At 62.6% G+C, this 23,570-nt stretch carries 24 protein-coding genes; 13 read left to right on the top strand and 11 right to left on the bottom strand.

Annotated features, from left to right (window positions below):
• The first annotated feature begins 111 nt into the window (after positions 1–111).
• Positions 112–933: an aldo/keto reductase gene (locus J4E63_RS07750; protein WP_207281548.1), complete on the top strand. Its 822-nt coding sequence runs from the start codon at positions 112–114 to the stop codon at positions 931–933.
• A gap of 133 nt (positions 934–1,066) precedes the next feature.
• Here the strand turns inward: J4E63_RS07750 and J4E63_RS07745 are convergent, their stop codons facing one another.
• Positions 1,067–3,430 (bottom strand): DNA polymerase II, encoded by a 2,364-nt coding sequence (locus tag J4E63_RS07745; RefSeq protein ID WP_207281547.1) that lies wholly within the window; start codon positions 3,428–3,430, stop codon positions 1,067–1,069.
• A gap of 209 nt (positions 3,431–3,639) precedes the next feature.
• Here J4E63_RS07745 and J4E63_RS07740 point away from each other — a divergent pair, with 209 nt between their 5' ends.
• The 5 genes from J4E63_RS07740 (at position 3,640) to J4E63_RS07720 (ending at position 7,595) form a co-directional block, all read left to right on the top strand.
• Complete coding sequence (locus J4E63_RS07740) at positions 3,640–4,080, top strand: CBS domain-containing protein (protein ID WP_060738251.1); 441 nt, start codon at positions 3,640–3,642, stop codon at positions 4,078–4,080.
• Between the two features lie 69 nt (positions 4,081–4,149).
• Positions 4,150–4,746 (top strand): paraquat-inducible protein A, encoded by a 597-nt coding sequence (locus J4E63_RS07735; RefSeq protein ID WP_207281546.1) that lies wholly within the window; start codon positions 4,150–4,152, stop codon positions 4,744–4,746.
• On the top strand, positions 4,743–5,402 hold the full coding sequence (locus tag J4E63_RS07730; RefSeq protein WP_103309733.1) for a paraquat-inducible protein A: 660 nt from the start codon (positions 4,743–4,745) through the stop codon (positions 5,400–5,402). The genes J4E63_RS07735 and J4E63_RS07730 overlap by 4 nt, the downstream gene beginning before the upstream one ends.
• Positions 5,383–7,041 carry an intermembrane transport protein PqiB gene (locus J4E63_RS07725; RefSeq protein ID WP_207281545.1) on the top strand — a complete coding sequence of 553 codons (1,659 nt, stop codon included), beginning with the start codon at positions 5,383–5,385 and terminating at the stop codon, positions 7,039–7,041. The genes J4E63_RS07730 and J4E63_RS07725 overlap by 20 nt, the downstream gene beginning before the upstream one ends.
• A 17-nt stretch (positions 7,042–7,058) precedes the next feature.
• On the top strand, positions 7,059–7,595 hold the full coding sequence (locus J4E63_RS07720; RefSeq protein WP_207281544.1) for a membrane integrity-associated transporter subunit PqiC: 537 nt from the start codon (positions 7,059–7,061) through the stop codon (positions 7,593–7,595).
• Positions 7,596–7,698: 103 nt separating this feature from the next.
• On the opposite strand, the gene J4E63_RS07715 is transcribed toward J4E63_RS07720, so the two are convergent.
• A complete protein-coding gene (locus J4E63_RS07715) occupies positions 7,699–8,328 on the bottom strand; it encodes a glutathione S-transferase family protein (RefSeq protein WP_207281543.1) in 630 nt (209 codons plus the stop codon).
• Positions 8,329–8,549: 221 nt separating this feature from the next.
• Between J4E63_RS07715 and J4E63_RS07710 the strand changes: the two genes are divergently transcribed.
• Entirely contained in the window at positions 8,550–9,023 is a 474-nt protein-coding gene (locus tag J4E63_RS07710; RefSeq protein WP_207281542.1) for a phage infection protein, read from the top strand.
• Positions 9,024–9,238: 215 nt separating this feature from the next.
• On the opposite strand, the gene J4E63_RS07705 is transcribed toward J4E63_RS07710, so the two are convergent.
• From J4E63_RS07705 to J4E63_RS07690, 4 genes are all read right to left on the bottom strand, one after another.
• Complete coding sequence (locus J4E63_RS07705) at positions 9,239–10,333, bottom strand: DUF1615 domain-containing protein (protein ID WP_207281541.1); 1,095 nt, start codon at positions 10,331–10,333, stop codon at positions 9,239–9,241.
• 812 nt (positions 10,334–11,145) lie between these two features.
• Positions 11,146–12,120, bottom strand: coding sequence for a porphobilinogen synthase (hemB, locus tag J4E63_RS07700; RefSeq protein WP_207281540.1), 975 nt, complete (start codon positions 12,118–12,120; stop codon positions 11,146–11,148).
• Between the two features lie 117 nt (positions 12,121–12,237).
• Positions 12,238–13,095 (bottom strand): PhzF family phenazine biosynthesis protein, encoded by an 858-nt coding sequence (locus J4E63_RS07695; protein ID WP_207281539.1) that lies wholly within the window; start codon positions 13,093–13,095, stop codon positions 12,238–12,240.
• Complete coding sequence (locus J4E63_RS07690) at positions 13,092–13,790, bottom strand: glutathione S-transferase family protein (RefSeq protein WP_092174953.1); 699 nt, start codon at positions 13,788–13,790, stop codon at positions 13,092–13,094. The genes J4E63_RS07695 and J4E63_RS07690 overlap by 4 nt, the downstream gene beginning before the upstream one ends.
• 307 nt (positions 13,791–14,097) lie before the next feature.
• Between J4E63_RS07690 and J4E63_RS07685 the strand changes: the two genes are divergently transcribed.
• The gene (locus J4E63_RS07685; protein ID WP_060738261.1) at positions 14,098–14,772 is read left to right on the top strand and encodes a hypothetical protein; all 675 of its coding nucleotides are present in this window, start codon (positions 14,098–14,100) and stop codon (positions 14,770–14,772) included.
• A gap of 99 nt (positions 14,773–14,871) precedes the next feature.
• Here J4E63_RS07685 and mnmH read toward each other — a convergent pair whose 3' ends face one another.
• Positions 14,872–15,975: a tRNA 2-selenouridine(34) synthase MnmH gene (mnmH, locus tag J4E63_RS07680; protein ID WP_207281538.1), complete on the bottom strand. Its 1,104-nt coding sequence runs from the start codon at positions 15,973–15,975 to the stop codon at positions 14,872–14,874.
• Positions 15,975–17,009 (bottom strand): selenide, water dikinase SelD, encoded by a 1,035-nt coding sequence (selD, locus tag J4E63_RS07675; RefSeq protein ID WP_072405298.1) that lies wholly within the window; start codon positions 17,007–17,009, stop codon positions 15,975–15,977. Before selD ends, mnmH begins: the two co-directional genes overlap by 1 nt.
• Before the next feature lie 298 nt (positions 17,010–17,307).
• Here selD and J4E63_RS07670 point away from each other — a divergent pair, with 298 nt between their 5' ends.
• From J4E63_RS07670 to J4E63_RS07660, 3 genes are all read left to right on the top strand, one after another.
• Positions 17,308–18,258 (top strand): nucleoside-specific channel-forming protein Tsx, encoded by a 951-nt coding sequence (locus tag J4E63_RS07670; protein WP_207281537.1) that lies wholly within the window; start codon positions 17,308–17,310, stop codon positions 18,256–18,258.
• Between the two features lie 46 nt (positions 18,259–18,304).
• Positions 18,305–19,330 carry a purine nucleoside permease gene (locus tag J4E63_RS07665; RefSeq protein ID WP_207281536.1) on the top strand — a complete coding sequence of 342 codons (1,026 nt, stop codon included), beginning with the start codon at positions 18,305–18,307 and terminating at the stop codon, positions 19,328–19,330.
• Positions 19,331–19,542: 212 nt separating this feature from the next.
• Positions 19,543–19,827 (top strand): hypothetical protein, encoded by a 285-nt coding sequence (locus tag J4E63_RS07660; RefSeq protein ID WP_207281535.1) that lies wholly within the window; start codon positions 19,543–19,545, stop codon positions 19,825–19,827.
• A 5-nt stretch (positions 19,828–19,832) separates the two neighbouring features.
• On the opposite strand, the gene J4E63_RS07655 is transcribed toward J4E63_RS07660, so the two are convergent.
• Together J4E63_RS07655 and J4E63_RS07650 are read right to left on the bottom strand one after the other, a co-directional pair.
• Positions 19,833–20,285, bottom strand: a complete 453-nt coding sequence (locus tag J4E63_RS07655; protein WP_092174976.1) for a DMT family transporter — start codon at positions 20,283–20,285, stop codon at positions 19,833–19,835.
• Between the two features lie 2 nt (positions 20,286–20,287).
• Entirely contained in the window at positions 20,288–20,785 is a 498-nt protein-coding gene (locus J4E63_RS07650) for a DMT family transporter (RefSeq protein WP_207281534.1), read from the bottom strand.
• A 114-nt stretch (positions 20,786–20,899) separates the two neighbouring features.
• Between J4E63_RS07650 and J4E63_RS07645 the strand changes: the two genes are divergently transcribed.
• Complete coding sequence (locus tag J4E63_RS07645) at positions 20,900–21,832, top strand: LysR family transcriptional regulator (RefSeq protein ID WP_207281533.1); 933 nt, start codon at positions 20,900–20,902, stop codon at positions 21,830–21,832.
• Positions 21,833–21,845: 13 nt separating this feature from the next.
• Here the strand turns inward: J4E63_RS07645 and J4E63_RS07640 are convergent, their stop codons facing one another.
• Positions 21,846–22,448 carry an NADPH-dependent F420 reductase gene (locus tag J4E63_RS07640; protein WP_092145707.1) on the bottom strand — a complete coding sequence of 201 codons (603 nt, stop codon included), beginning with the start codon at positions 22,446–22,448 and terminating at the stop codon, positions 21,846–21,848.
• Positions 22,449–22,590: 142 nt separating this feature from the next.
• Between J4E63_RS07640 and J4E63_RS07635 the strand changes: the two genes are divergently transcribed.
• Positions 22,591–23,520, top strand: a complete 930-nt coding sequence (locus J4E63_RS07635) for a LysR family transcriptional regulator (protein WP_207281532.1) — start codon at positions 22,591–22,593, stop codon at positions 23,518–23,520.
• Positions 23,521–23,570: the final 50 nt, after the last annotated feature.

The following is a 23,570-nucleotide window of genomic DNA, read 5'->3' as shown; positions in this document are numbered from 1 at the left end:
TTGGTGTTGAGTTCGGATGCTGCGGGCTCGCGCAGAGCATGGGAACGATCCATGCGGGAACACTTGGTCTATCCTGCTGCCACACGTCAAAGCAAAAAACAGGAGATAGGCATGAGGACGCTGGAATTGGCGGGTGTGTCCGTACCGGTAATCGGCCAGGGCACCTGGCGCATGGGTGAAGAACCGTCCCATCACAAGAAAGAAGTAGCGGCCCTGCGATTGGGGATCGAACTGGGCATGACCCTGATCGACACGGCGGAGATGTATGCCGAAGGCGGTGCCGAGACCGTCGTTGGCGAAGCGATCACCGGCCTGCGCGACCAGGTGTTCCTAGTGAGCAAGGTCTATCCCCACAACGCCAGTCGCAAAGGCATTCCCCTGGCCTGCGAACGCAGCTTGCGCCGGCTCGACACCGATTACATCGACCTGTATCTGTTGCACTGGCGCGGGCAGTACCCCTTGGCAGAAACCGTCGAAGCGTTCGAACGTCTGCGCGAAGAAGGCAAGATCGGTCGTTGGGGTGTGTCGAACCTTGACGTCGATGACCTCGAGGAGCTGGCCTCGCCGGCCTGCGCCACCAATCAAGTGCTGTACAACCTGCAGGAACGCGGCATCGAATTCGACCTGCTGCCCTGGTGCCAGCAACGGCGCATGCCGATCATGGCTTACTGCCCGGTCGGCCAGGGCGGGCACCTGCTCAAGGATCACACCCTGGGACAAATCGCCGAACGCCATCGGGCAACACCCGCGCAGATCGCACTGGCCTGGTTGCTGCGCCAGGACAATGTGATTGCCATACCCAAGGCTGTGAAACCTGAACATGTGCGCCTGAATGCCGAAGCGGCCAACCTCAGGCTCGAGCCTCAGGACCTGGCCGCCCTGGACCTGATATTTCCCCAGCCCCAGGGCAAGCAGCGCTTGGCGATGGTGTAGTCCTCGCGCAAAACGCTTGTTGTGGCGAGGGCGCTCGATCGCGAAGCGATCGCAAAAGGGGCCGCTGCGCAGCCCAGCGGGAGCAAGCTCCCTCGCCACAAAGGCGTCCTGCCAATAACAGGGTCTCCTCCCGTCAGAACAACCCCATCTGCCCCCCCACCAATGTCGAAAAATCATCATCCACAAACGGCAGGATCGCATCCGCCACCGGCTGCAGTTGTTTGGTCACGTAGTGGTCGTAATCGATTGGCGCACTGCGAATTTCCAGCGGCTCGGGGCCGGCGACGGTGATGACGTAGCTGATCCAGCCGCCATTCTGGTATTGCCGCGGACGGCCCTGGCGCTGGTTGAACTCATCGGCCAACCGCGCGGCCCGCACGTGGGGTGGGACGTTGCGCTCGTAATCTTCCAGCGGCCGCCGCAGGCGCTTGCGGTAGACCAGCCGATCATCGAACGCACCGGCCAGGGTCTGCTGCACATAATCACGCACATAATCCTGGTAGGGCTGGCGGTGGAAGATCCGCCCGTACAATTCCTGCTGGAACTGCCGGGCCAGCGGCGACCAGTCGGTACGCACGGTTTCCAGGCCTTTGTAGACGATTTCATCGCTGCCGTCGGCGCGGGTCACCAGCCCGGCGTAGCGTTTCTTGCTGCCCTCCTCGGCGCCCCGGATGGTCGGCATCAGGAAGCGCTTGAAGTGCGTTTCGAACTGCAGTTCCAGCGCGCTTTCCAACCCGAATTCGACACGCACCTGCTCACGCCACCATTGGTTGACGTGTGCCACCAACTCGCGACCGATCCTGGCCGCTTCCTCCTGACCATGGGCCCGACGCAACCAGACGAACGTGGAGTCGGTATCGCCGTAGATCACCACATGGCCCTGGGCTTCGATCAACTGGCGGGTGCGCTGCATGATCTGGTGGCCACGCAGGGTGATGGACGAGGCCAGGCGCGGATCGAAGAAGCGACAACCACTGGAGCCGAGCACGCCATAAAAGGCGTTCATGATGATTTTCAACGCTTGGGACAGCGGCGCATTGTGTTCGCGCTTGGCGGTCTCCCGGCCTTCGGAGACCCGCGCGACGATGGCCGGCAGGCAATGTCGGCTTCGGGAGAAGCGCCCCCCGCGAAAGCCCGGCACCGATTCACGGTCATCCGGGTGACGCAGCCCTTCGATCAAGCCCACCGGGTCGATCAGGAAGGTGCGGATGATCGACGGATACAGGCTCTTGTAGTCCAGCACCAGCACCGACTCGTAGAGCCCCGGCTGGGAATCCATGACAAAACCACCCGGGCTGGCCTCGGGCGGACGCTGGCCGAGATTGGGGGCAACAAAACCCTGGCGGTGCATCAGCGGCATGTACAGGTGCGTGAAGGCTGCCACCGAACCGCCGCTGCGGTCCGCTGGCAGGCCGGTGACGCTGGCCCGTTCCAGCAGGAACTTGAGCAACTCGGTCTTGGCGAAGATCCGCGTCACCAGCTCGCAGTCTTTGAGGTTGTAGCGGGCCAGGGCCGGCTTGTCCTCGGCGAACATGCGATTGATCTCGTCCATGCGCTGGTACGGGTTGTCGATGGACTTGCCCTCCCCCAGCAGCGTCTGGGCGACGTTTTCCAGGCTGAACGACGGGAAGCTCCAGGTCGCCGAGCGCAGGGACTCGATCCCGTCGATGATCAGTCGACCGGCCGCTGAGGCGAAAAAGTGGTTGTTGCGCGCGCCGTGCTCGCGCCACTGCATTTCTTCGCCAGCGCGGCCCAGGCGCAACGGCACCGCCAGCCGCCGGGCATGCTCATGCAGCACCCGCAGGTCGAATTGCACCAGGTTCCAGCCAATGATGGCGTCGGGGTCGAAACGGGCGAACCAGTCGTTGAGTTTCTTCAGCAGCAGAGTGCGCGATTCGCAGTATTCCAGCTGGAAATCCACGCCGCTATTGTCGCCATTAGGCGGCCCGAGCATATAGACCTGGCGCTCGCCGCAGCCTTCCAGGGCAATGGAATACAAATCGCCCTGGGCGGTGGTTTCGATGTCCAGGGACACCAGGCGCAACGATGGACGGTAGTCGGGCGCCGGTTTCATCTGGGCATCCACCAGCAGGCCATCGACAGCCGGCGTACCGCCGAACCACACCGGGGCGGTGATGAAGCGCTCCATCAGGTAGCGCTCCGGCGGCCGGATGTCTGCTTCGAACACCTCCACACCGGCGCGGCGCAAAGTGCTGTCCAGGCGCATCAGTTGGGCGTGTTGCTGGCAATACAGGCCCAGCACCGGGCGATGCTCGAAATCCAGCAGGTCCAGGGGGCGTAGCTCTACCTCCTTTTCCCCTTGCAGCAAGGCTTCGAGCTGGCCGCGCTGGATCTGCGGCACAAAGGCCACCGACGTCTGCACCGGCAGGCGCACGCGCCGGGGACCGGCGTCGGTCGCCAGCCAGAACTCGACTTCGGTGCCGGCCGGGGTGTCGCGCCAATGCCGGGTCAGGACGAAGCCCTGCTGTAAATCCACCGCTGAAACCTCGAATTTTGCGTAGGCGACGATTCTACCTGTGGCGAGGGGATTTATCCCCTCGCCACAACAGCGCCCGACCACGGGATGGGTGGTAATTTCCCGGGCAATGACGCTTTTGGACGACTGGCCGCCGCTTTACCGCTTGCTCTGCGCCGCTGGGTCTACGATTCTTTAATCACCCGCAAAAACAACACCTGAGGCTCCCCATGAAAACCGTCGCGCAGTTGCTCCGGCTAAAAGATGATAAGAACCAGCAAGTGCACACCATCTCACCGGACGACATGGTATTGCAGGCCCTGATGCGCATGGCCGAGAAGAACGTCGGCGCGTTGCTGGTGGTGAAGGACGAAAAAGTGCTGGGGATCATCAGCGAGCGCGACTATGCACGCAAAATGGTCCTGCACGGTCGCTCATCCGTGGGCACGAAAGTGAGCGACATCATGGTATCCCCCGTGATCACCATCGACCCGCACCAGAATGTCGAGACGTGCCTGAGCATCATGACCGACAAGCACTTGCGACATTTGCCGGTGGTAGAAGACGGCAAGCTCGTCGGACTGCTGTCCATTGGCGACCTGGTCAAGGAAGCCATCGCCGAACAGGCCGACCTGATCCGACAACTGGAGCAATACATTCGCGGCGAATGATCCTTTCCATCGGGTTGCTCATTCCCAACACACTTCTATATTGAAGGGGTTGTTCCTGCGAGCATCCCGATGGCCGCCACCGACCGACTGATCATTTGTGAACATTGCGATGCGGTGTACGAGCCGGTTGTGCTCGCCCCGCATCAAAAGGCCGCGTGCGTGCGCTGCCACGCGGTGATCCAGCGCTACAACGGCCTGACCATCGAACAGCGCCTGGCCTTGAGCGTGACGGCCGCGGTGCTGTGGGCTTTCGCCAACCTCTACCCGGTGATGAGCATCCGTCTCCAGGGCCTGAGCAACAGCGCGACGTTGTGGGATTCCATCGTGGCGCTGAGCCAGGGCCCCATCACCTTCATCGCCCTGGTGACAGCGGTGGCGATCATCGTTGCACCGGCCTTCCAACTGGCGCTGCTGCTCTGGGTACTGGGCCATGCCTACGTCCAGCGGCGGGCGCCAGGGTTCAGCCTGTGCATGCGCAGCCTGGAAACCCTGCGGCCCTGGAGCATGCTGGAGGTGTGCCTGCTGGGCGCGCTGGTGGCGGTAATCAAGCTCGCCGGCCTGCTGGACGTGCTCCCGGGTATCGGCCTGTTCGCCCTGGCGGCCTTGAGCCTGCTGATGATCCGTATTGCCGGGCGCGATGTCCGCGACCTGTGGGACACCCCATGAACGGCCAGCCGCAGGACACCCCGCCAGAGGCCCGCGACCTGGACCTGTGCCTGTGCCACAGTTGTGGCCTGGCCTGCGACATGGCCGACGGCCCCCAGACCTGCCCGCGTTGCGACGCCGCCCTGCACCGCCGCAAACCCGACGCCATCACCCGCACCTGGGCCTACATGCTCGCGGCGCTGGTGTTCTACATCCCGGCCAACCTGCTACCGGTCATGAACACCCAGATGCTCGGCGAAGGTGCCGACAGCACCATCATCAGCGGTGTCATCGAGTTCTGGCAAAGCGGCGCCTGGGACATTGCGCTGATTATCTTCATCGCCAGCATCGCGGTGCCCGGCATCAAGTTCGTGGTACTGACCCTGTTGCTGGTGACCGTACAACGACGCAGTACCTGGGCCCAGGTCCAGCGGGCGAAGCTGTACCGGCTGGTGGAAGTCATCGGCTATTGGTCGATGCTCGATGTGCTGGTGGTGGCCCTGGTGGCCGCCCTGGTCAAGTTCCAGGCACTGAGCGATATCGAGCCACGACCGGGTATCCTGTTCTTCGGCCTGGTGGTGCTGTTCACCATGCTCTCGGCCATGAGTTTCGACCCCCGCCTGATCTGGGACACTCAACCATCCGAGGAGGTCATGGATGAAGTCGCAAGCCACTGACGGGCAACAACCCGCCCCCGGCCGGGCCCACGTCACCACCCGCCGCTGGACGGTGTCGCTGGTGTGGATCGTGCCGATCATCGCGGTGCTGGTGGGTGTTTCCCTGGTGGTCCACAACTGGCTGCAGGAAGGCCCGACCATCACCATCACCTTCAAGACCGGCCAGGGCCTGACCGCCAACAAGACCCAGGTGAAATACCGCAACGTGGTCATCGGCCAGGTCACCGACGTGCAACTGAGCAACGACCAGAAGAACGTCACCGCCACGGTCAAGCTCGCCAAGACCGCCGACACCTTCACCCACGAAGACTCGGTGTTCTGGGTCGTACGGCCGCGCATCGGTGCCGGTGGGATCTCGGGGATCGACACGCTGCTGTCCGGTGATTTCATCGGTGCCGACGCCGGCCAGTCGAAAGTGCGCGCCAAATCCTTCACGGGGCTGGAGAACCCACCGCCGATCACTTATGGCGAACCGGGCAAGCGCTTTACCCTGCACGCCCAGGACCTCGGCTCGCTGGACATCGGCTCGCCGGTGTACCTGCGCAAGATCCCGGTGGGCCAGGTGGTGTCCTACGCCTTGGACGCCGACGGCAAAGGCGTCAACATCGACGTGTTCGTCAACGCGCCCAACGATGTGTATGTCACCGAAAACACCCGGTTCTGGAACGTCAGCGGCGTGGACGTGAACGTCGGCGCCAATGGTTTCGCCGTCAAGACCGAATCGCTCTCGGCCTTGCTGCTGGGCGGCATCGCGTTCCGGGCACCGGAGTACAGCCCCAACGACACCGCCGCCAGCGAAGACAAGACCTTCGAACTGTTTGCCGACCAGCAGAGCGCCCTCGCCCCGCCCGATGGCAAGGGCCAATACCTGGCCTTGCGTTTCGACCAGGCCCTGCGCGGGTTGCGCGTCGGGGCGCCGGTAGAGTTCCTCGGCGTGGAAGTCGGCAGGGTGGTGGCCATCAACCTCGATTTCGATGAGAAGCAACGCAGCTTTCCGGTCAACGTCGGCGTGGTGATCTACCCTCAGCGCCTGGGCAAGGCCCATGAAAAACTGCTCAAGTCGCTCAACCACGATCCTGAAGACGAAGCCGCCAGTGCCCGCCTGATGGGCAGCTTCGTCGAGCGCGGCCTGCGTGCCCAGGCCCGTAGCGGCAACCTGCTGACCGGGCAGTTGTACATTTCGCTGGACTTCTACCCCAAGGCCGAAAAAGTGGCCTTCGACCCCAGCGCCCGCCCCGTGCGTATCCCGACCCTCCCGGGCAGCCTCCAGCAATTGCAGGAACAACTGCAGACGATGGTCGAGCGAATCAACAAGCTGCCACTGGAGAGTATCGCCGGCAACCTGGATGGCAATCTGGTGGAGCTGCGCAAAGGCCTGGCCCAGTTCAACAGCAAGACCCTGCCAGGCGTGCAACACACCTTGCAAGACGTCAGCAAGACCCTGCAATCGGCCAACTCGACCCTGGCCGAAGACTCACCCCAGCGCGAACAACTGACCCAGACCCTGGACGACCTGGGGCGCATGTCGCGTTCGCTGCGCGAGCTGTCGGACTACCTGAGCCGCCATCCCGAATCGCTGCTTCGCGGCCGTCCCAAGGACGCACCGGCACGGAACCTCACATTGCCGGTGAAAGAATGAGTACAGGAGCCCGTCCCATGCCACTGACGCTGAAATTTACCCTGGTCGCCATGGCACTGCTGCTCGGCGCCTGTCGCAGCGATCCGATTCATTACCACACCCTGAGCCCGGCTCAGCCGACAGGCCAGGCACGCGCCGGCGTGGACATCCAGATCGAACAGGTGAGCGTCCCACCCCAGGTGGATCGCACCCAAATGGTCATTCGCCAGGGCAACAGCGGGTTGGCGATCCTGGAAACCGAATGGTGGGGTGCCAGCCTGGCAGATGAACTGCACAGCAGCCTGGACGAACAACTGAGCAACCCTGGCGCGCCGAAATCATCGCTGCGGGTAGACGTGCAGCGCTTTGACTCGATCCCCGGCCGCTATGCCCGCATGGACGTGCAATGGCGCCTGCGCAACCTGGGTGGCGATACCCGCCCCCTCACCTGTCGCAGCAGCCTGCAAACGCCGGCGGGGGCCAGTATCGACGAACTGGTGACGGCGCATCAGCAGAACGTCCAGCAGTTTGTCGACTTGGTTGAGCAGGCGGCTGTACGCAAGGCTTGTCCTTGACCCGTAGGAGCTGCCGAAGGCTGCGATCTTTTGATCTTTTGATCTTTCGCTTGAGATTCCAGCGTTAGCGCAAGGATCGCAGCCTCGCTTCGCTCGGCAGCGCCTACGAAGGCCAATGCAACGACAGCATCGGTGCAACGCGCGGATGGTGGTCGATGCGCTCCAACAATCCGTAGAACGCCGGACGGGCGTTGAGCATTGCCTCCCGCGTGTTTCTCCACTTCGTGATCACGGCCGCCAGGATATCCATCGCCCCCGGCTCGGCACCGCCAAGGAAAGGCTGGGCCGGGAACTGATCGGCAAACAGCGCCCAGTTGCGGTACAGCCGTTGCTGGGTGCCCGCTACCAAGCGCTGCCGAGTCGCTTCGTCCGCCTCGTCCAACCAGCGTTCCGGAAAATCGATGATGCCGATGGGCGTGTAGCAATTGGCTGCGATATAGACCAGCCCCCGTATGGCTTGGGCACGCTGGGTTGCGTCATCAGGGAGCAGCTTCGAAGCCGGGAAGGTCAGCCCGAGGTGAATCAGGATCGCCGCCGCTTCGGTCAGCACCGAGCCGTCCGGCAACTGCAAGGTCGGGACCTGCTTCTGAGGGTTGAGTGCCTCGAGCGCTTTCGCGGCGTCGTTGTCCTGGGTCGAATAGGCGTCGACCCGCCGATATGCCACATCACAAAGGTCCAGGGCAATTTCCACCGCCGCAGAACCGGATTGCCTGTAACCGAATAACTGGTACATGAACTTGCCTCCTGCCTGTGGGTTACCCGGTAGAGCCCACAAACCTGGCCGTGTTCCACCCGGAGGACGACGCGCACGTTGCGGCTCAGTTTCGACATCGATGGGACTGACGAGCTATCACTGCCGTCGATGTTCACCATCATGCCAATGAAGTTCTCTTGATGATCGCCCGGGACAACAATGGCCCCACACAAACCACTGCACCCCCGGAGCACACCATCATGAAACGCCAAGTCATCCTCAGCCTCGCTTTCTCCGTACTGGCCGCCAACGTATTTGCCGCCTCCTCGCAACCCATCGTCGCCGAAGGCGGTTCTGATCGCCTGATCGAAAGCCGCGTCGCTGAAGGTGGTGCCGATCGCCTGCTGGAACGTCGCGTCGCTGAAGGCGGTGCTGATCGCCTGCTGGAACGCCGCGTCGCCGAAGGTGGCTCTGACCGCCTGATCGAGAACCGTGTCGCTGAAGGCGGTGCCGATCGCCTGCTGGAACGCCGCGTCGCCGAAGGTGGCTCCGATCGTCTGATCGAAAACCGCGTCGCTGAAGGCGGTGCCGATCGCCTGCTGGAACGCCGCGTCGCCGAAGGTGGCTCCGATCGTCTGATCGAAAACCGCGTCGCTGAAGGCGGTGCCGATCGCCTGCTGGAACGCCGCGTCGCCGAAGGCGGCTCCGATCGTCTGATCGAAAACCGCGCATGAGTTGCTTGACCGCAATGCCTGAAAATATCGCAAATCATGTGCAACACACCCCGTGGCGAGGGAGCTTGCTCCCGCTCGGGCGCGCAGCGGCCGCAACCTTCAAGCAGCCGCCGCGCAGTTCACCCGACACACCGTTGCAGAACACTCCCAAACCAAACTCATCACAATAAAAGCCCGGCCTCATCCGCCGGGCTTTTTCATGCCTCAATGCCTGGCTAGCGCCCCGCCGCCCGCGCCATGCAGCGCTGATAACGCTCATCCACCCGCTTGGCAAACCACGCAGTGGTCAGCTTGCGCGTGATTTTCGGGCTCTTGAGCACGATCCCCGGCAATACCGCCCGCGGCAACGGCTTGCCCTCGGCCCGCTCAGCCAGTTCGAACACACGCTTGTAGAGCTTGCTGTCCTCGAACGCCAGACTGTCGCCCTGCTCCAATTGATCGCGAATGGTCGGGTTGCGCATTCCCAACGACTTGCCCAGCGTGCGTACCGCCAGCTCCGTGCTGCCCGGCATGATTGAATCATGGGCAACCAGATCGCCATCCAGCGCCAGGGAAATGCCCGACGCCACACTCACCGCATGCTGGAAAGCCGCGTTGCGACTGGCGTACCACCCGGCATTGAAATCGGCGAAACGATACAACGGCTCGGTATAGTTCACCGGATAGCCCAGCAAATGCGCGATACCGAAATACATCCCGCCACGGCGACTGAACACTTCGCGACGAATCGAGCCATCCATCGTGTAGGGATAATCCCGCGCATGGGCCTGGGCAAACGCGATACTGACCTGCATCGGCCCACCCGTGTGCACCGGATTGAAACCGCCGAACAGGGTCTTGCCCAGTGGCACCATGCCGATGAAATCATCGAAAATCCCGCTCAGCTCTTTCTCGCTACGGGCCGCGTCGAGCCGATCGCTGTAGCTTTTGCCATTGGGCGAACGCACCTGGAGCGCGCCGCTGACCAACAGCTCCGGAATGTGCACCTTCGCCGCGCGGCGGTTGATCTCCTGACGAGCGATCTTGCCCAGCCCCGGCACCGGCGGATCGGCCTGGAACGTCGACTCCTGTTCGGTCACCGCCAGGACCGCACAGATATTCTGCGTCGTGGACGGAATCTGTTGGGCCGCAAAGGCCACGTAGATGTCTGTCGCCCAGCCTTCACGATCCACCGTCTTGGCCGGCAACAACTGCACGATCTGCTTCTTGACCTCAGCAGGCTGGCGCTCGGGCTCCTGCAACTGACGGCTGCCGCAACCGGCCAGGGCCAGCAACGCCGCGAGGCTGATCATCAATTGGTTGAATTGCATGGTGCTCCATCGCGTTCGTTATTCCGGAGCAACCATACGATCAAAAGTGGATGCGGGCTATGCCCAATGTGGGAGCGAGCTTGCACGCGAAGGCGGCGGCACAGGCACCCTCGATGCAAGCTGACCCACCGCTATCGCGAGCAAGCTCGCTCCCACATGGGTTTTGGGTTGGACGGAAGATCCGGGGACGCCGCCATTCTCCTGTGGGAGCGAGCTTGCTCGCGAAGGCGGCGGCACAGGCACCCTCGATGCAAGCTGACCCACCGCTATCGCGAGCAAGCTCGCTCCCACATGGGTTTTGGGTTGGACGGAAGATCCGGGGACACCGCCATTCTCCTGTGGGAGCGAGCTTGCTCGCGATGACGGCGGCACAGGCACCCTCGATGCAAGCTGACCCACCGCTATCTCGAGCAGGCTCGCTCCCACATGGGTTTTGGGTTGGACGGAAGATCCGGGGACACCGCCATTCTCCTGTGGGAGTGAGCTTGCTCGCGATGACGGCGACACAGGCACCCTCGATGCAAGCTGACCCACCGCTATCGCGAGCAAGCTCGCTCCCACATGGGTTTTGGGTTGGACGCAAGATCCGGGGGACGCCGCCATTCTCCTGTGGGAGCGAGCCTGCTCGCGATGACGACCGCACAGTCCCCCTCGATGCAAGCTGACCCACCGCTATCGCGAGCAAGCTCGCTCCCACATGGGTTTTGGGTTGGACGGAAGATCCGGGGACGCCGTCATTCTCCTGTGGGAGCGAGCTTGCTCGCGATGACGGCGGTACAGTCACCACTGATGCAAGTAGAAGGAGCGCGGGATCAGATCCCGCTCAGCGCCAGGTCCATGGCGAAGTAGGTGAAGATCAGGTCTGCCCCCGCCCGCTTGATTGCGCCAAGGCTCTCGCGGACCACACGGGCTTCGTCGATGGCGCCGGCCTGGGCGGCGAATTTGATCATCGCGTATTCGCCACTGACCTGGTAAGCCGACAACGGCAGGTTCGAAGCCTGGCGAATATCGCGGATGATGTCGAGGTAGGCACCGGCCGGCTTGACCATCAGCGCATCGGCACCCTCTTGCTCATCGAGCAGGGATTCACGCAAGGCTTCGCGGCGGTTCATCGGGTTCATCTGGTAGCTCTTGCGGTCACCTTTCAGTGCGCTGCCGCCGGCTTCGCGGAACGGCCCATACAGCGCCGAGGCGAATTTGGTGGAATAGGCCATGATCGCCGTCTGGCTGAAACCGGCTTCATCCAAAGCCTTGCGAATCGCCTGGACCTGACCGTCCATGGCCGCCGACGGCGCGATCACATCGGCACCGGCGCGGGCCGCCGCCACGGCCTGCTTGCCCAGGTTGATCAAGGTCCGGTCGTTGTCCACTTCATCGCCGTGGAGCACGCCGCAGTGACCATGGTCGGTGTATTCACAGAAGCAGGTGTCGGACATCACGATCATTTCCGGCACCGCGTCCTTGCAGATCCGAGCCATGCGTGACACCAGGCCCCACTCACTCCAGGTGTCGCTGCCATCGTTGTCCAGGTGATGGGATACACCAAAGGTCATCACCGACTTGATGCCAGCACGGGCATAGCGCTCGATCTCACCGGCCAGCTTCGACTCAGGGATGCGCACCACGCCGGGCATGCTCTTGATCGGTACAAAATCATCGATTTCTTCTTCGACGAAAATCGGCAGCACCAGATCATTCAGGGTGAACTCGGTTTCCTGGAACAGGCTGCGCAGGCTTGCATTGCGACGCAGGCGGCGTGGACGTGCTTCGGGGAACTGGCTGGACATGGGACTCCTGGGCAAAAAAATGCGGCTCGATCACAGGGAGCGAAGCTTATGCCCAGGCCAGCCAGGGCACAAACGCCAGCTGGAAAACAGAGTGTTACCAGCCGGGTAATAATCGCCTCACAAAGTCAGCGAGCCATTGATGCACGTCACGACGGCACCGCCAATCCAAACCTCTTCTCCCAATTGCTCGACATGAATTCGCCCGGCCCGGCCCATCGTCAGCCCCTGGCTGACCACGTAGGACGCAGGCGCCAGCCCTTTGCCCAGCATCCATTGGGCAAGCCCGGCGTTCAGGCTGCCGGTGGCCGGATCCTCGGGCATGCCATCACCGGCGATAAAGCCGCGCACTTCGAAGTGGGCCTCATCGCCATCCACGGCCCGATCCCAGGGTGCGACCACACCCACGGCCAAATCCAGCAACTGCGGGTAATCCGGCTCGAGCGTCAGGACTTGCTGGCGATCCTTGAGCATCACCGCCAGCCAGCCGGCACCATTATCGACCCATTGCGCCTCGACAATCGCCTGCGCTGCGAGCCCCAGCCCCTTGCGCACCCGCTCCAGCAGCTCGGCCTCCAGCGGGCCGGACTTGAGCAAGGGCGGCGCGAGGAACGCCAACCCATGATCGCTGCGGCGCACCCTGACCAGGCCGACGCCGCACTCCTGCACGATCTCCTGCCCTTTGGGCACGCCTCCGGCTTCCAGCCAGGCGTGACAACTGCCCAGGGTCGGATGCCCGGCAAACGGCAATTCGGTGGACGTGGTGAAAATACGCACCCGGTAATCGGCTTCCGGGTGCTGCGGCGCCAGCAGGAACGTGGTTTCGCTGAGGTTGGTCCAGTTGGCAAAAGCGGCCATGCGCGAGTCACTGAGCCCATCGGCCCCCAGCACCACTGCCAGCGGATTACCCTTGAGCGGTACGTCGCTGAATACATCCAGTTGCTTGTAATCGAATCGGCGGGTCGTCGGTTTGCTCATTCCGGAATCTTCAACCCACGGGCCACGGCCGGTCGCGCCAGGAAGCGCTCCAATACCCGCGTCACATTGGGGAAGTTCTGGATACCCACCAAATCACCGGCTTCATAAAAACCGATCAAGTTACGCACCCAGGGAAACGTGGCGATATCGGCAATGGTGTAGCGCTCGCCCATGATCCAGTCCCGCCCTTGCAGACGGCCATCGAGCACCTTGAGCAGGCGCCTGCTTTCCTCGACATAACGATCGCGTGGCCGCTTGTCCTCGTAATCCTTGCCAGCGAACTTGTTGAAGAACCCCAACTGCCCGAACATGGGCCCGATCCCCCCCATCTGGAACATCAGCCACTGGATCGTCTCGTAGCGCGCCGCCGACTCCTGGGCCAGCAACTGTCCGCTCTTGTCCGCCAGATAAATCAGGATCGCCCCCGACTCGAACAACGCCAACGGCTGGTCCCCTGGCCCATGGGGATCGAGAATCGCCGGGATCTTGTTGTTGGGGTTCAGGGACAGGAACTCGGGCGACAGCTGGTCGTTGCTGGCGAAGTCCACTTTGTGGGGCTCGTACGGCAGGCCGATCTCTTCCAGCATGATCGAAACCTTCACGCCGTTGGGGGTTGGCAGGGAGTAGAGCTGGATCCACTCCGGGTATTGGGCGGGCCATTTCTGGGTGATGAGGTATGGCGTCAAGTCGGGCATGGGGGTCGGCTCGGAAATGAAGAAAACCCCGAGGATAATCCAAGATGTTGGGGACGACACCACTGCCCGTCACAGAATTCACGTCGTCCCTTCTTAATTCAGCAACATCCTGTCGTTAACGTTCGTCCCATCTCCTGACGGAGATCGCTACAGTGCACCGGAATCGAACCAAAGCGCTCGAAGGGACTCTGAGCAATGCCTCCGAAGAACCGACGAGGCGTAACGACAGGGAAAACACCCGAGGCCAAGCGCTTCGCGGTGCCAGGGTTTGTCAGCCTGACTCAAGCGTGCTGAAGACTATTATTCGATGATGAACCCACTGAATTTCGCCAGACGCTTCAAACACCGTTCGTGGCTGATGCTGCCAACGCTGCTTGTGGTCTGTGGCCTGGTGCTGTCGCTGGAATCCAGCGTCAGCCGCGCCCAGCCAGCCGACGGCGTCCAGACCCTGGTGTTCCTGCGCCACGCCGAGAAACCCGCCGGTGGCCTGGGCCAGCTCAACTGCCAGGGCCTCAACCGCGCCATCGACCTGGCCACCCTGCTGCCGGAAAAATTCGGCAAGGCCGACTACGTGTTCGCGGCTAACCCGACCCGCAATGTCGAAGAGGGTGAGCTGGACAACTCCTACAGCTATATTCGCCCGCTGATGACCATCAGCCCCAGCGCCATCAAGCTCGGGCTGCCGGTAAACATCAATTTTTCAGCCAACGACACCAGCGACCTGGCTGACGAGTTGCTGCACGACAAGTACCACAACTCCACCATCTATACTGCCTGGTCCCATGGCTACCTGCCGGAGCTGATCAACAAGGTCGCCGGTGAGGCGGTGGGCAAGGAGCAGACCATTACCGAAGACTGGGCATCCGGGGACTTCGATTCGCTGTATGTGCTGACCCTGACCTGGCACAACGGCAAGGCCAGCCTCACCAGCCAGAGCTACAAGCAAGGTTTGGACAATGGCCAGCAAACCTGTCCGACCTGATCATCAGTGTGGGAGCGAGCTTGCTCGCGATGGCGGTGAGTCAGCTTGCCTCAAGGGTGCCTGTGTCGCCGCCATCGCGAGCAAGCTCGCTCCCACAGGTCACCGTACCGAGGCCGCCCGCTCGCGCAAATACTCCAGCACCGCCGCCTGCTCTCCCGAGAACTCGATCCGCAAGCCCTTCTTTTCCCGCTGGAACACGTACATCGGGTCGTAATACTCACGCAGCAAACCCTCGATCCAACCGCGATGCGCATCGACCGCGCCGCTGTGGGCCTGCTCGGCCAGGGCTATTTCCAGGATGTCCTTCAAGCGCCGGTGACGGTCGCCACCCAAGCGCTTGTGGATGTTGTCCAGGCTTGCCAGCAATCGCTCTGAAAACAGCGAAAAACCTTCGTCGCCATGTACCGCGACAAATTCCGCACACAGGTCGATGACGTAATCCTGCAGGATCCGTTCGACCCGGCGCTCCAGGCTGTCTTCCAGCCAGACCATCGGAACCTGCTGCATGCGCTGGTACAAGGACAGTGGCAAGGCGCAGCTGCCGACCGCGCGGCTCTCATCTTCCAGCACAAACTGTTCGATGCCGGCGGCGCGTTTTTTCAGCACATCCACCGCCAGGCGATTTTCAAAATCGATGTTGGAAGGCTGGCCGGTGGCGCGTTTGCCGAAGCTCGAACCGCGATGGTTGGCATACCCTTCCAGGTCCAGGCTGTTGCCCAGTTGGCCCAGCGCTTCGGTCTTGCCGGTACCGGTCATGCCGCCCAGCAGCACCAGGTCGCACTCGGCGACCGCCTGTTCGACGGTGTCCAGCAAGAACGTGCGCATGGCCTTGTAGCCACCGCCGACCCGAGGGTAGTCGATGCCCGCTTCGTCCTTGAGCCATTGCTGGACGATCTGCGAACGCAAGCCGCCGCGAAAGCAATACAGCAGACCGTCGGGATGGGCCTTGGCGAACGCCGCCCAAGCCTGGATGCGCTGGGCCTTGGTCTCACCGGACACCAATTGATGCCCCAGGACAATGGCGGCCTGTTGCCCCTGTTGTTTGTAGCAGGTCCCGACACGTTGCCGTTCGTTGTCGGTCATCAACGGCAAATTGACCACGCCGGGGAAAGCGCCCTTGATGAATTCGACTGGGGCGCGCGTGTCCATCATCGGTCGGTCACGGAGGAAGATGTCGCGGTAATCGGTGATGTCATGGCTCATCAAGACACCTCGACCGCGTAACGCTGTCGCTCGACCAACTCGCCGATGGGCTCCAGCGCCAGGCCGAGTTCAGTGGCCACCCGCAGGAACTCGTCCTCGCCTTCGGGGGTGACGGCAATCAACAGGCCGCCGCTGGTCTGCGGGTCGCACAGCACTCGCTTGTGCAGTTCCTGGACTCGACCGACCTTGCTGGCGTAGCTGTCGTAGTTGCGCAGCGTACCGCCCGGCACACAGCCCAAGTCGAGGTAGTATTCGACGCCCGGCAGACGCGGCACCGCGTCATAGCGGATGCGCGCGGTCAACTGGCTGCCGTCGGCCATTTCCACCAGGTGCCCGAGCAGGCCGAAACCGGTGACGTCAGTCATCGCCGTCACGCCATCGAGCTTGCCGAAGCGGCTGCCGGGTTTATTGAGGGTGCACATCCAGTCACGGGCCAGGCCAACATCGGCGGCGCGCAGCTTGCCTTTCTTTTCCGCCGTGGTGAGGATGCCGATGCCCAGGGGCTTGGTCAGGTACAGGCGGCAACCGGCGGTGGCCGTGTCGTTGCGTTTCATATGACGCTTTTGCACCAGGCCCGTGACCGCCAGGCCGAAGATCGGCTCGGGCGCGTCGATCGAATGCCCGCCCGCCAGGGGAATACCGGCCTCGTCACACACGGAACGACCGCCGCGAATCACTTCCCGGGCAATTTCCGGGGCCAATACGTTGACCGGCCAGCCAAGAATCGCGATGGCCATCAGTGGATCACCGCCCATGGCGTAGATGTCGCTGATGGCATTGGTGGCGGCGATGCGACCAAAATCGAAGGGATCATCGACAATCGGCATGAAAAAATCGGTGGTCGAGACCACCCCACGCTCTTCGTCGATGGCATACACCGCGGCGTCGTCGCGAGAAGCATTGCCGACCCACAGCTTGGGATCGAGGTTCTGCGCACCGCTGCCGGCCAGGATCACTTCCAGCACTTGGGGCGAAATCTTGCAGCCGCAACCGGCGCCGTGGCTGTACTGGGTCAGGCGAATCGGCTCGCTCATGGGCATATCTCCGGTCAATCAAGGGGATCGATTCTAACAGCAACGCCGCCGACTCAGTGCCGTGCCGAGCATTCGCCCGTGCAACACTTTGGTGCTGCTTCAGGCGAGCGTGAAGCATTCGGCGCACCAGGCCTGACCAAAAGGACAGGAAAACCACCTTAAACCCAAGCTTTTCAAGCCACTGCATAAAATTGGTATGGGATGTGCAAACGTTTGCGCATTCGATCACCGCCAGCGGATCGACGGTTTTTTTCAATCACGGAACCCGGGCTTCGGCCCGCACGAACAAGGACTTTCCATGCACTTCACTTCCCGGTGTCGCGCCACGCCCGGCGTATGGGCAACCACCCTGCTACTGACCGCCGTTACCGGACTACTCAGCGCCACGACCCACGCCCAACCCACCGAGGTGTCCGCCCAAGGCGAAGCCCTCAGTCCAGAAGCCACCCCATCGAAAAAAGGCGCCTACCTGTCGGACTGGTACAACCAGGACCTGACGCTCATCGGCAGCAAGGACATCAGCTTCGGCCCGCAACCGGTCGACGATATCTATCTGGAATATGAATACTTCGGACGCAAGGGGCCCTTCGAGCTCTATGGCTACGTCGACATCCCGAAGATTTTCAACATTGGCAACAGCCACGACAAAGGTGCGTGGGACCACGGCTCACCCGTGTTCATGGAACACGAACCGCGGGTTTCCATCGACTACCTGGCCGGCCGCAGCCTGGCCATCGGGCCGTTCAAGGAATGGTATGTGGCGTTCGACTGGATCTACGATCACGGCAGCAACAGCGCCAATCGCGCGAACACCTTGTACAGCGGCCTGGGCACCGACATTGACACGCACTCGAGGGTCAACTTGTCGGCCAACCTCTATGGCCGTTATCAATGGGAAAACTATGGCGCCAGCAATGAATATTCCTGGGACGGCTACCGCGCTCAACTCAAGTACATCGTGCCGATCAGCCAGTTCAGCAATGGTGCCTCGCTGACGTACATTGGCTTCACCAACTTCGACTTCGGTTCGGACCTGCACAAGGACAACCCGGCCCGCACCGCCAACGCCACGGTCGCCACCAATGTCTTGCTGTACGCGTTCACCCACGTACGCTTCACTCTGGTGGGCCGCTACTTCCACAACGGCGGCAACTGGCAGGATGGCAGTGAACTCAACTTTGGCGAGGGCAACTTCCGCGCCCGCTCCGATGGGTGGGGCTATTACGCCGGGGTCGGCTATCAATTCTGAGCACATCGTCGCAGCACCCTTTCGAATCCATGGAGGTCACGAACACATGATCAATCGCCTGTTTGCTTCAATCGGCCTGGCAAGTACTGCACTCTTCGCGGCAAGCGCCGGGGCCGCACCGCCACTTCAACCCAAAGTGATGCTGATCACGATGTTCGCCCCTGAAGCGCAGAACTGGATCGAACGCTTGCAGCTCAAGGATGAAATCCGTGTACCGGGGCTGTCCGCCGAGTACCCGACGATCCGCTGCAATGCCGAACGGGTCTGCCTGCTGATCACCGGCATGGGCCAGACCAACGCGGCGGCTTCGACCCTGGCCCTGGCGCTCTCCCCGACCGTCGACCTGCGCAAGAGCTATTTCCTGGTGGCCGGGATCGCCGGCATCAACCCGCACCACGGCACGCTCGGCACAACCGCCTGGGCCCATTACCTGGTGGAGTTCGGTACTCAATGGGAGCTGGATTCGCGGGATGTACCCAAGGATTGGCCCACCGGCTACCTGGGCATCAACACCAAGGGGCCGAACGAAAAACCACCGCTGGACTACAAGACAGAAGTCTTCGAACTCAACCCGGCCCTGCAAGCCAAGGCCTTTGCCCTCAGCCAGCAGGTGACCCTGGCCGAAAGCAAGGAGTCGGCAGCCTGGCGCTTGAAGTATCCGTATGCCCCAGCCAACCAGCCGCCGGTGGTGACCCGCTGTGACACCCTGGCCGGCAACACCTGGTTCTCCGGCACGCGCCTGAGCGAGCGGGCCGAAGTCTGGACCCGCCTGCTCACCGACAACAAAGGCGTCTACTGCACGACCCAACAGGAAGATAACTCGACTTACGAGGCCTTGCTACGGGCCAGCCGTGAAGGTCGGGTGGACATCAACCGGCTGGCAGTGCTGCGGGCCGGTTCCGACTTCGACCGCCCCGAGCCCGGTGGCAATGAAGTGGATAACCTGCTCAAGTACGCCGACCAGGGCGCGTTCGTCCCTGCGTTGGAAAACCTGTTCCGCACCGGCAACCCGCTGGTGCAAGACATTGTGAAGAACTGGTCGGCGTGGAAGAACGGCGTGCCTGGCCTCTGATTTCTCCTCCGTGGCGAGGGAGCTTGCTCCCGCTGGGCTGCGCAGCGGCCCCTGGCTCTTTGCGGCTGCTGCGCACCCGAGCGGGAGCAAGCTCCCTCGCCACGGGGTTATCGAGCTGAGCCCCAGGGCTGTTCCCAACGGCTCAGCCAATGGAATTTTCCCTCCCGGGCAGGATCATTTGAACATCAACCGCGCGCCCCAGGAGACCGCCGATGCCTCTCACACCCTCCCCCGCCGACAGCACTCACCTGGACTACGGTCTCGACACCCTGTTCGGCCGCCAGACCAAAAGTATCGACTGCCAATACACCGTCCAGCGCCTCGACGAGGACAAGCCGGTGTGGTTCGCGCTGCACGTTCAACCGCCGATGCCGGACGACCTGGACAAGGCCGAGATCGTGGTGTTCAGCGCCGAGGGCCGGCGCCTGAGCGGCATCGTGCGCAGCACTGAACGCCTGGCCGATGGCAGCCTGCAACTCAACGTGGAACCCGACTGAACCGTTCAGGCCTGACGGGCATTGCTGCGATACATGAACACCAGCGCCAATGCCAGGCAGGCCATGGCGAGGACTCGACTGCCGGACAATTCGATGGCCGGGTTGCCCAGCCAGCCGAAATTGTCGATCAGCATGCCCATGCCCAGTTGCCCGACAATGACCGCCACGGTGGCCACGGCCGTGCCGACCCTGGGCACCGCGCCCACCATCACCATCATGTACACCACACCGAACAAGGCCCCGCTGAGTTGCCATTTCGGCATGTCCAACAGCGTCAAGCCGTGGGCCGGCTCGAAAAACACGATCAGCAGCCCGGTGGTCACCGTGCCCACCGTGAACGTCAGCAAGCTGCTGCGCAACACACCGACCGTCTGGCCCAGGCGCCCGTTGATAGCCGCCTGCACACTCAACACCGCACCGGCCGCGACCACCAGCAACAACAAAACAAACAGGTTCATGTTCAACCTCGGGCAATCAGGACAAGGGCGACGACAATCAAGGCCAACGCCAGCCAGCGTTCGCCGTTGACCCGCTTGCGGGCCGTCCCGAACCAGCCGAAATGATCGATCAGGACACTTTTACCCACCTGGCCGGAGAGAATCGCGACCATGGTCATGGCGATGCCGATGTGCGGCGTGGCGAGTGTCAGCACGACCACATAGATCGGACCGAGGAAACCGCCGATCAATTGCCAGCGTGGCAACTCATGCAAGGCTGGGCCTTGCTGCCGGCCACTGAGCAACAACAGCAGGAAAAGAATCGCCGAACCGACGCCGAAGATGCTCAGCGTGGCCCACAGCTGCCCGACCTGGGCCCCGAGCGGCCCGAGCAGGCCGGCTTCCACCGACAAGCCCATGCCGGCCAGGATCACCAGGGGCAGCAATAGCCAGCGCAGCAATGTCCGGGGTCTGGCGGGCGTCGATACCGGCACGGCCTCGCTCAGTGAAGATGTTTGCATGATCAGAACCTGTTCACTTGAAAGATGGCCGGCATTATCGGCTGGTGTCGCTGTGCAATAAATGTGAGTATCCCGACAACACTTTTGCGCAATACGCACAGGAACGCCCACCCCATGCACGGCCTCAATGAACTGGGTTTCAAGGCATTGCGATTGTTCGTCGCGGTGCTCGATCACGGCAGTTTTTCGGAAGTCGCACGGCGCGAAGGCTTGGCGCCGTCTTCGATTTCCCGGCAGATCCAGTTGATGGAACAGGCCCTGAACCAACAGTTGCTCTATCGCCACACCCGCGCCGTTTCACCCACCGAGGCTGGCCGCCTGTTGGGGCATCATGCACGGCTGCTGCTGGTGCAACTGGAGGAAGCCGAACAGGCGCTGCAGGAGCAACACAGCGAGCCGTCCGGACTGGTGCGGATCAATGCGCCGGTGGTGTTTGGCCAGCGCCACCTGACACCGTGGCTGGGGCAGCTATGCGAGCGTTATCCGAAGCTGCAACTGGAGATCCAGCAGACCGACAGCTACGTCGACCCACTGCAGGAAGGCGCCGACCTGCTGTTCCGCATCGGTGCGCTGCACGATTCGAGCATGCAGGCGCGCATCCTCGCGCCCCATCGCTTCCAGATCGCCGCCAGCCCGACCTACCTGGCCCGCCACGGCGCACCACTCAAGCCCCAGGACCTGGTTCACCACCGGTGCCTGGCCTACAAGGGCGTGACCGGTCAGCAGCGCTGGTTCTTCCGCCGCCCGGGCCACGCCTGGACACCCTACAGCGTCAGCGGCCCGATCACCGGCAACCACGCCGACACCTTGACCCAGGCCGCCGAACAAGGCCTGGGGCTGGTGATGTTCCCGTCGTGGCTGATCGGCGAAGCCGTGCGTAACGGCACGCTGGTCCCGGTGCTACAGGATTACCAGGCATCCAACAGCCTCGAACCCCAACAGATCGCCATCCTCTGGCCGGGCAGTCGACGCCTGTCGGTGAAGGTCCGCACGGTCATCGATTTCTTCCTCGAGTGTTTTGGCGAAGTGCCCTACTGGGATCGCTGAACACGGCGCGGCCTCAGTCGAACTTGACCAGGTTCAGCACCGGCAGCGGGCCGCCCGGGAACTGGGTCAAGCGTGCGCCGACACTCAAGGGGCCCAGGTCCACGCCGAAAAAGCCCAGGCGCTCGATCAACTGCGCGACTTCACCCCGTGCCTGCGCGTCGTCACCAGTCAGGAACAGCACCCGCTTGCCGCCTTCGGAGGTCGGGTCTGCCTCCAGCAGGCGCGCCAGCAGATGATTGAAGGCCTTGACCACCCGTGCACCCGGCACCCACTCGCTGAACACCTCGGTCGAAGCCCGGCCCTGGAGATCCACGGCCTTGAACCCCGGCACTTCGATCGCGTTGTTGGCGTCGATCACGATGCGCCCGGCAAAATCCGGCAGACCGCCCAGCGCCTGGGGCAACTTCGACCAGTTGACCGCCACCAGCACCATCGGCTGGGCGGCGGCCTCCTCCACGGTGCCGGCGCGTACGCTTGGACCGAGGTCAGCCACAAGTTCGGCCAGGCTTTGCGGGCCACGGCTGTTGGCAATCACTACGTTGATGTTCTGGCGGGCCAGGGCGCGGGCGAAAGCACTGCCGATGGCGCCAGCGCCAATGATGCCGATGGTGTCGATGCTGCTCATGTTTTGTGTCCTCAAGGTTGGGTAAGCCTGGCGGTGATATCCGCCGTTGAGGTGCATGGTGCCCTTGCCATTACCTTCTGATTAGCCGGTAATATGGCGAATCATTTTCAAGCATTACTATCAGGTCCATGCCATGGAAAGCCTCGCCAATCTCGAATGCTTTGTCCGCAGCGCCGAAACTGGCAGTTTCTCGGCGGCCGCGCGGCTGCTTGCCCTCACTCCCGCTGCCGTGAGCCGCAACGTGGCGATGCTGGAGCGCAACCTGGGGGTGCGACTGTTCCAGCGCTCGACCCGCAAGCTGTCCCTGACCGAAACAGGAGAACATTTCCTGGCCAGCATCGGTGGCAACCTGCACGCCCTGCAGTCGGCCATTGGTGCGGTGACCACGGAGCGCGGCGAACCGGCCGGCGTCTTGCGCGTCAGTCTCTCGCCAAGTTTTGGCATCGGCCAGATACTGCCGTTGATGCCACAATGGCTGGCTCGGTACCCGTTGATCCGTCCGGACTGGCATTTCGAAAACCGCCCGGTGGACCTGATCGCCGAAGGTTTCGACGCGGCCATCGGAGGCGGCTTCGCACTGACGCCCGGGGTGGTATCGCGCACCCTGGCGCCCGCTCACCTGATTGCCGTCGCCAGCCCCGCCTACCTGGCCGAACGCGCCCTGCCCCGGCAACCCGAGGACCTGGCCGGCCTGGACAACATCGTGCTGCGGGCCAGCCGCACCGGCCGGGTGCGCCAGACCGTGCTGCGCAACGCCGCCGGGTGCGAATGCGCCGTGCAACTGGCCGAATCCATGATCTTCAATGATCCCGTCGCCATGCGAGAGGCCGCCTTGCTCGGCCTGGGCGTGACCCTGCTGGTGGTGCCCGACGCCCTGCCCTGGCTGGAACGTGGCGAACTGGTGCGGCTGTTACCGGATTGGTACGTCGATCTGGGGGTGATTTCCCTCTACTACCCCAGTCGCACGCTGATGCCGGCCAAGACCCGGGCCTTTATCGACTTCATCACCGAGCACTTCGAGCGCGAGGCGTTGGCTCGGCGCTTCAGGGCCGGGCCGGATTGAATATCGGCGACACGGCATTGAAGGCGCGTCGGCTGTCGGTGGATGACCTG

The sequence above is a fragment of the Pseudomonas sp. FW300-N2F2 genome (assembly GCF_017351655.1).
Lineage (GTDB): Bacteria > Pseudomonadota > Gammaproteobacteria > Pseudomonadales > Pseudomonadaceae > Aquipseudomonas > Aquipseudomonas fluorescens_AA.
Note: the sequence above shows the minus strand (reverse complement) of the source record. Positions and strands in the feature narration are given on the sequence as shown.

Excerpts from the sequence above, each read along its gene's own strand:
- J4E63_RS07750 (WP_207281548.1), top strand. The coding sequence starts at position 112 with ATGAGGACGCTGGAATTGGCGGGTGTGTCCGTACCGGTAATCGGCCAG.
- J4E63_RS07740 (WP_060738251.1), top strand. The coding sequence starts at position 3,640 with ATGAAAACCGTCGCGCAGTTGCTCCGGCTAAAAGATGATAAGAACCAG.
- J4E63_RS07735 (WP_207281546.1), top strand. The coding sequence starts at position 4,150 with ATGGCCGCCACCGACCGACTGATCATTTGTGAACATTGCGATGCGGTG.
- J4E63_RS07730 (WP_103309733.1), top strand. The coding sequence starts at position 4,743 with ATGAACGGCCAGCCGCAGGACACCCCGCCAGAGGCCCGCGACCTGGAC.
- J4E63_RS07725 (WP_207281545.1), top strand. The coding sequence starts at position 5,383 with ATGAAGTCGCAAGCCACTGACGGGCAACAACCCGCCCCCGGCCGGGCC.
- J4E63_RS07720 (WP_207281544.1), top strand. The coding sequence starts at position 7,059 with ATGCCACTGACGCTGAAATTTACCCTGGTCGCCATGGCACTGCTGCTC.
- J4E63_RS07715 (WP_207281543.1), bottom strand. The coding sequence starts at position 8,328 with ATGTACCAGTTATTCGGTTACAGGCAATCCGGTTCTGCGGCGGTGGAA.
- J4E63_RS07710 (WP_207281542.1), top strand. The coding sequence starts at position 8,550 with ATGAAACGCCAAGTCATCCTCAGCCTCGCTTTCTCCGTACTGGCCGCC.
- J4E63_RS07705 (WP_207281541.1), bottom strand. The coding sequence starts at position 10,333 with ATGCAATTCAACCAATTGATGATCAGCCTCGCGGCGTTGCTGGCCCTG.
- hemB (WP_207281540.1), bottom strand. The coding sequence starts at position 12,120 with ATGTCCAGCCAGTTCCCCGAAGCACGTCCACGCCGCCTGCGTCGCAAT.
- J4E63_RS07695 (WP_207281539.1), bottom strand. The coding sequence starts at position 13,095 with ATGAGCAAACCGACGACCCGCCGATTCGATTACAAGCAACTGGATGTA.
- J4E63_RS07690 (WP_092174953.1), bottom strand. The coding sequence starts at position 13,790 with ATGCCCGACTTGACGCCATACCTCATCACCCAGAAATGGCCCGCCCAA.
- J4E63_RS07685 (WP_060738261.1), top strand. The coding sequence starts at position 14,098 with ATGATGAACCCACTGAATTTCGCCAGACGCTTCAAACACCGTTCGTGG.
- mnmH (WP_207281538.1), bottom strand. The coding sequence starts at position 15,975 with ATGAGCCATGACATCACCGATTACCGCGACATCTTCCTCCGTGACCGA.
- selD (WP_072405298.1), bottom strand. The coding sequence starts at position 17,009 with ATGAGCGAGCCGATTCGCCTGACCCAGTACAGCCACGGCGCCGGTTGC.
- J4E63_RS07670 (WP_207281537.1), top strand. The coding sequence starts at position 17,308 with ATGCACTTCACTTCCCGGTGTCGCGCCACGCCCGGCGTATGGGCAACC.
- J4E63_RS07665 (WP_207281536.1), top strand. The coding sequence starts at position 18,305 with ATGATCAATCGCCTGTTTGCTTCAATCGGCCTGGCAAGTACTGCACTC.
- J4E63_RS07660 (WP_207281535.1), top strand. The coding sequence starts at position 19,543 with ATGCCTCTCACACCCTCCCCCGCCGACAGCACTCACCTGGACTACGGT.
- J4E63_RS07655 (WP_092174976.1), bottom strand. The coding sequence starts at position 20,285 with ATGAACCTGTTTGTTTTGTTGTTGCTGGTGGTCGCGGCCGGTGCGGTG.
- J4E63_RS07650 (WP_207281534.1), bottom strand. The coding sequence starts at position 20,785 with ATGCAAACATCTTCACTGAGCGAGGCCGTGCCGGTATCGACGCCCGCC.
- J4E63_RS07645 (WP_207281533.1), top strand. The coding sequence starts at position 20,900 with ATGCACGGCCTCAATGAACTGGGTTTCAAGGCATTGCGATTGTTCGTC.
- J4E63_RS07635 (WP_207281532.1), top strand. The coding sequence starts at position 22,591 with ATGGAAAGCCTCGCCAATCTCGAATGCTTTGTCCGCAGCGCCGAAACT.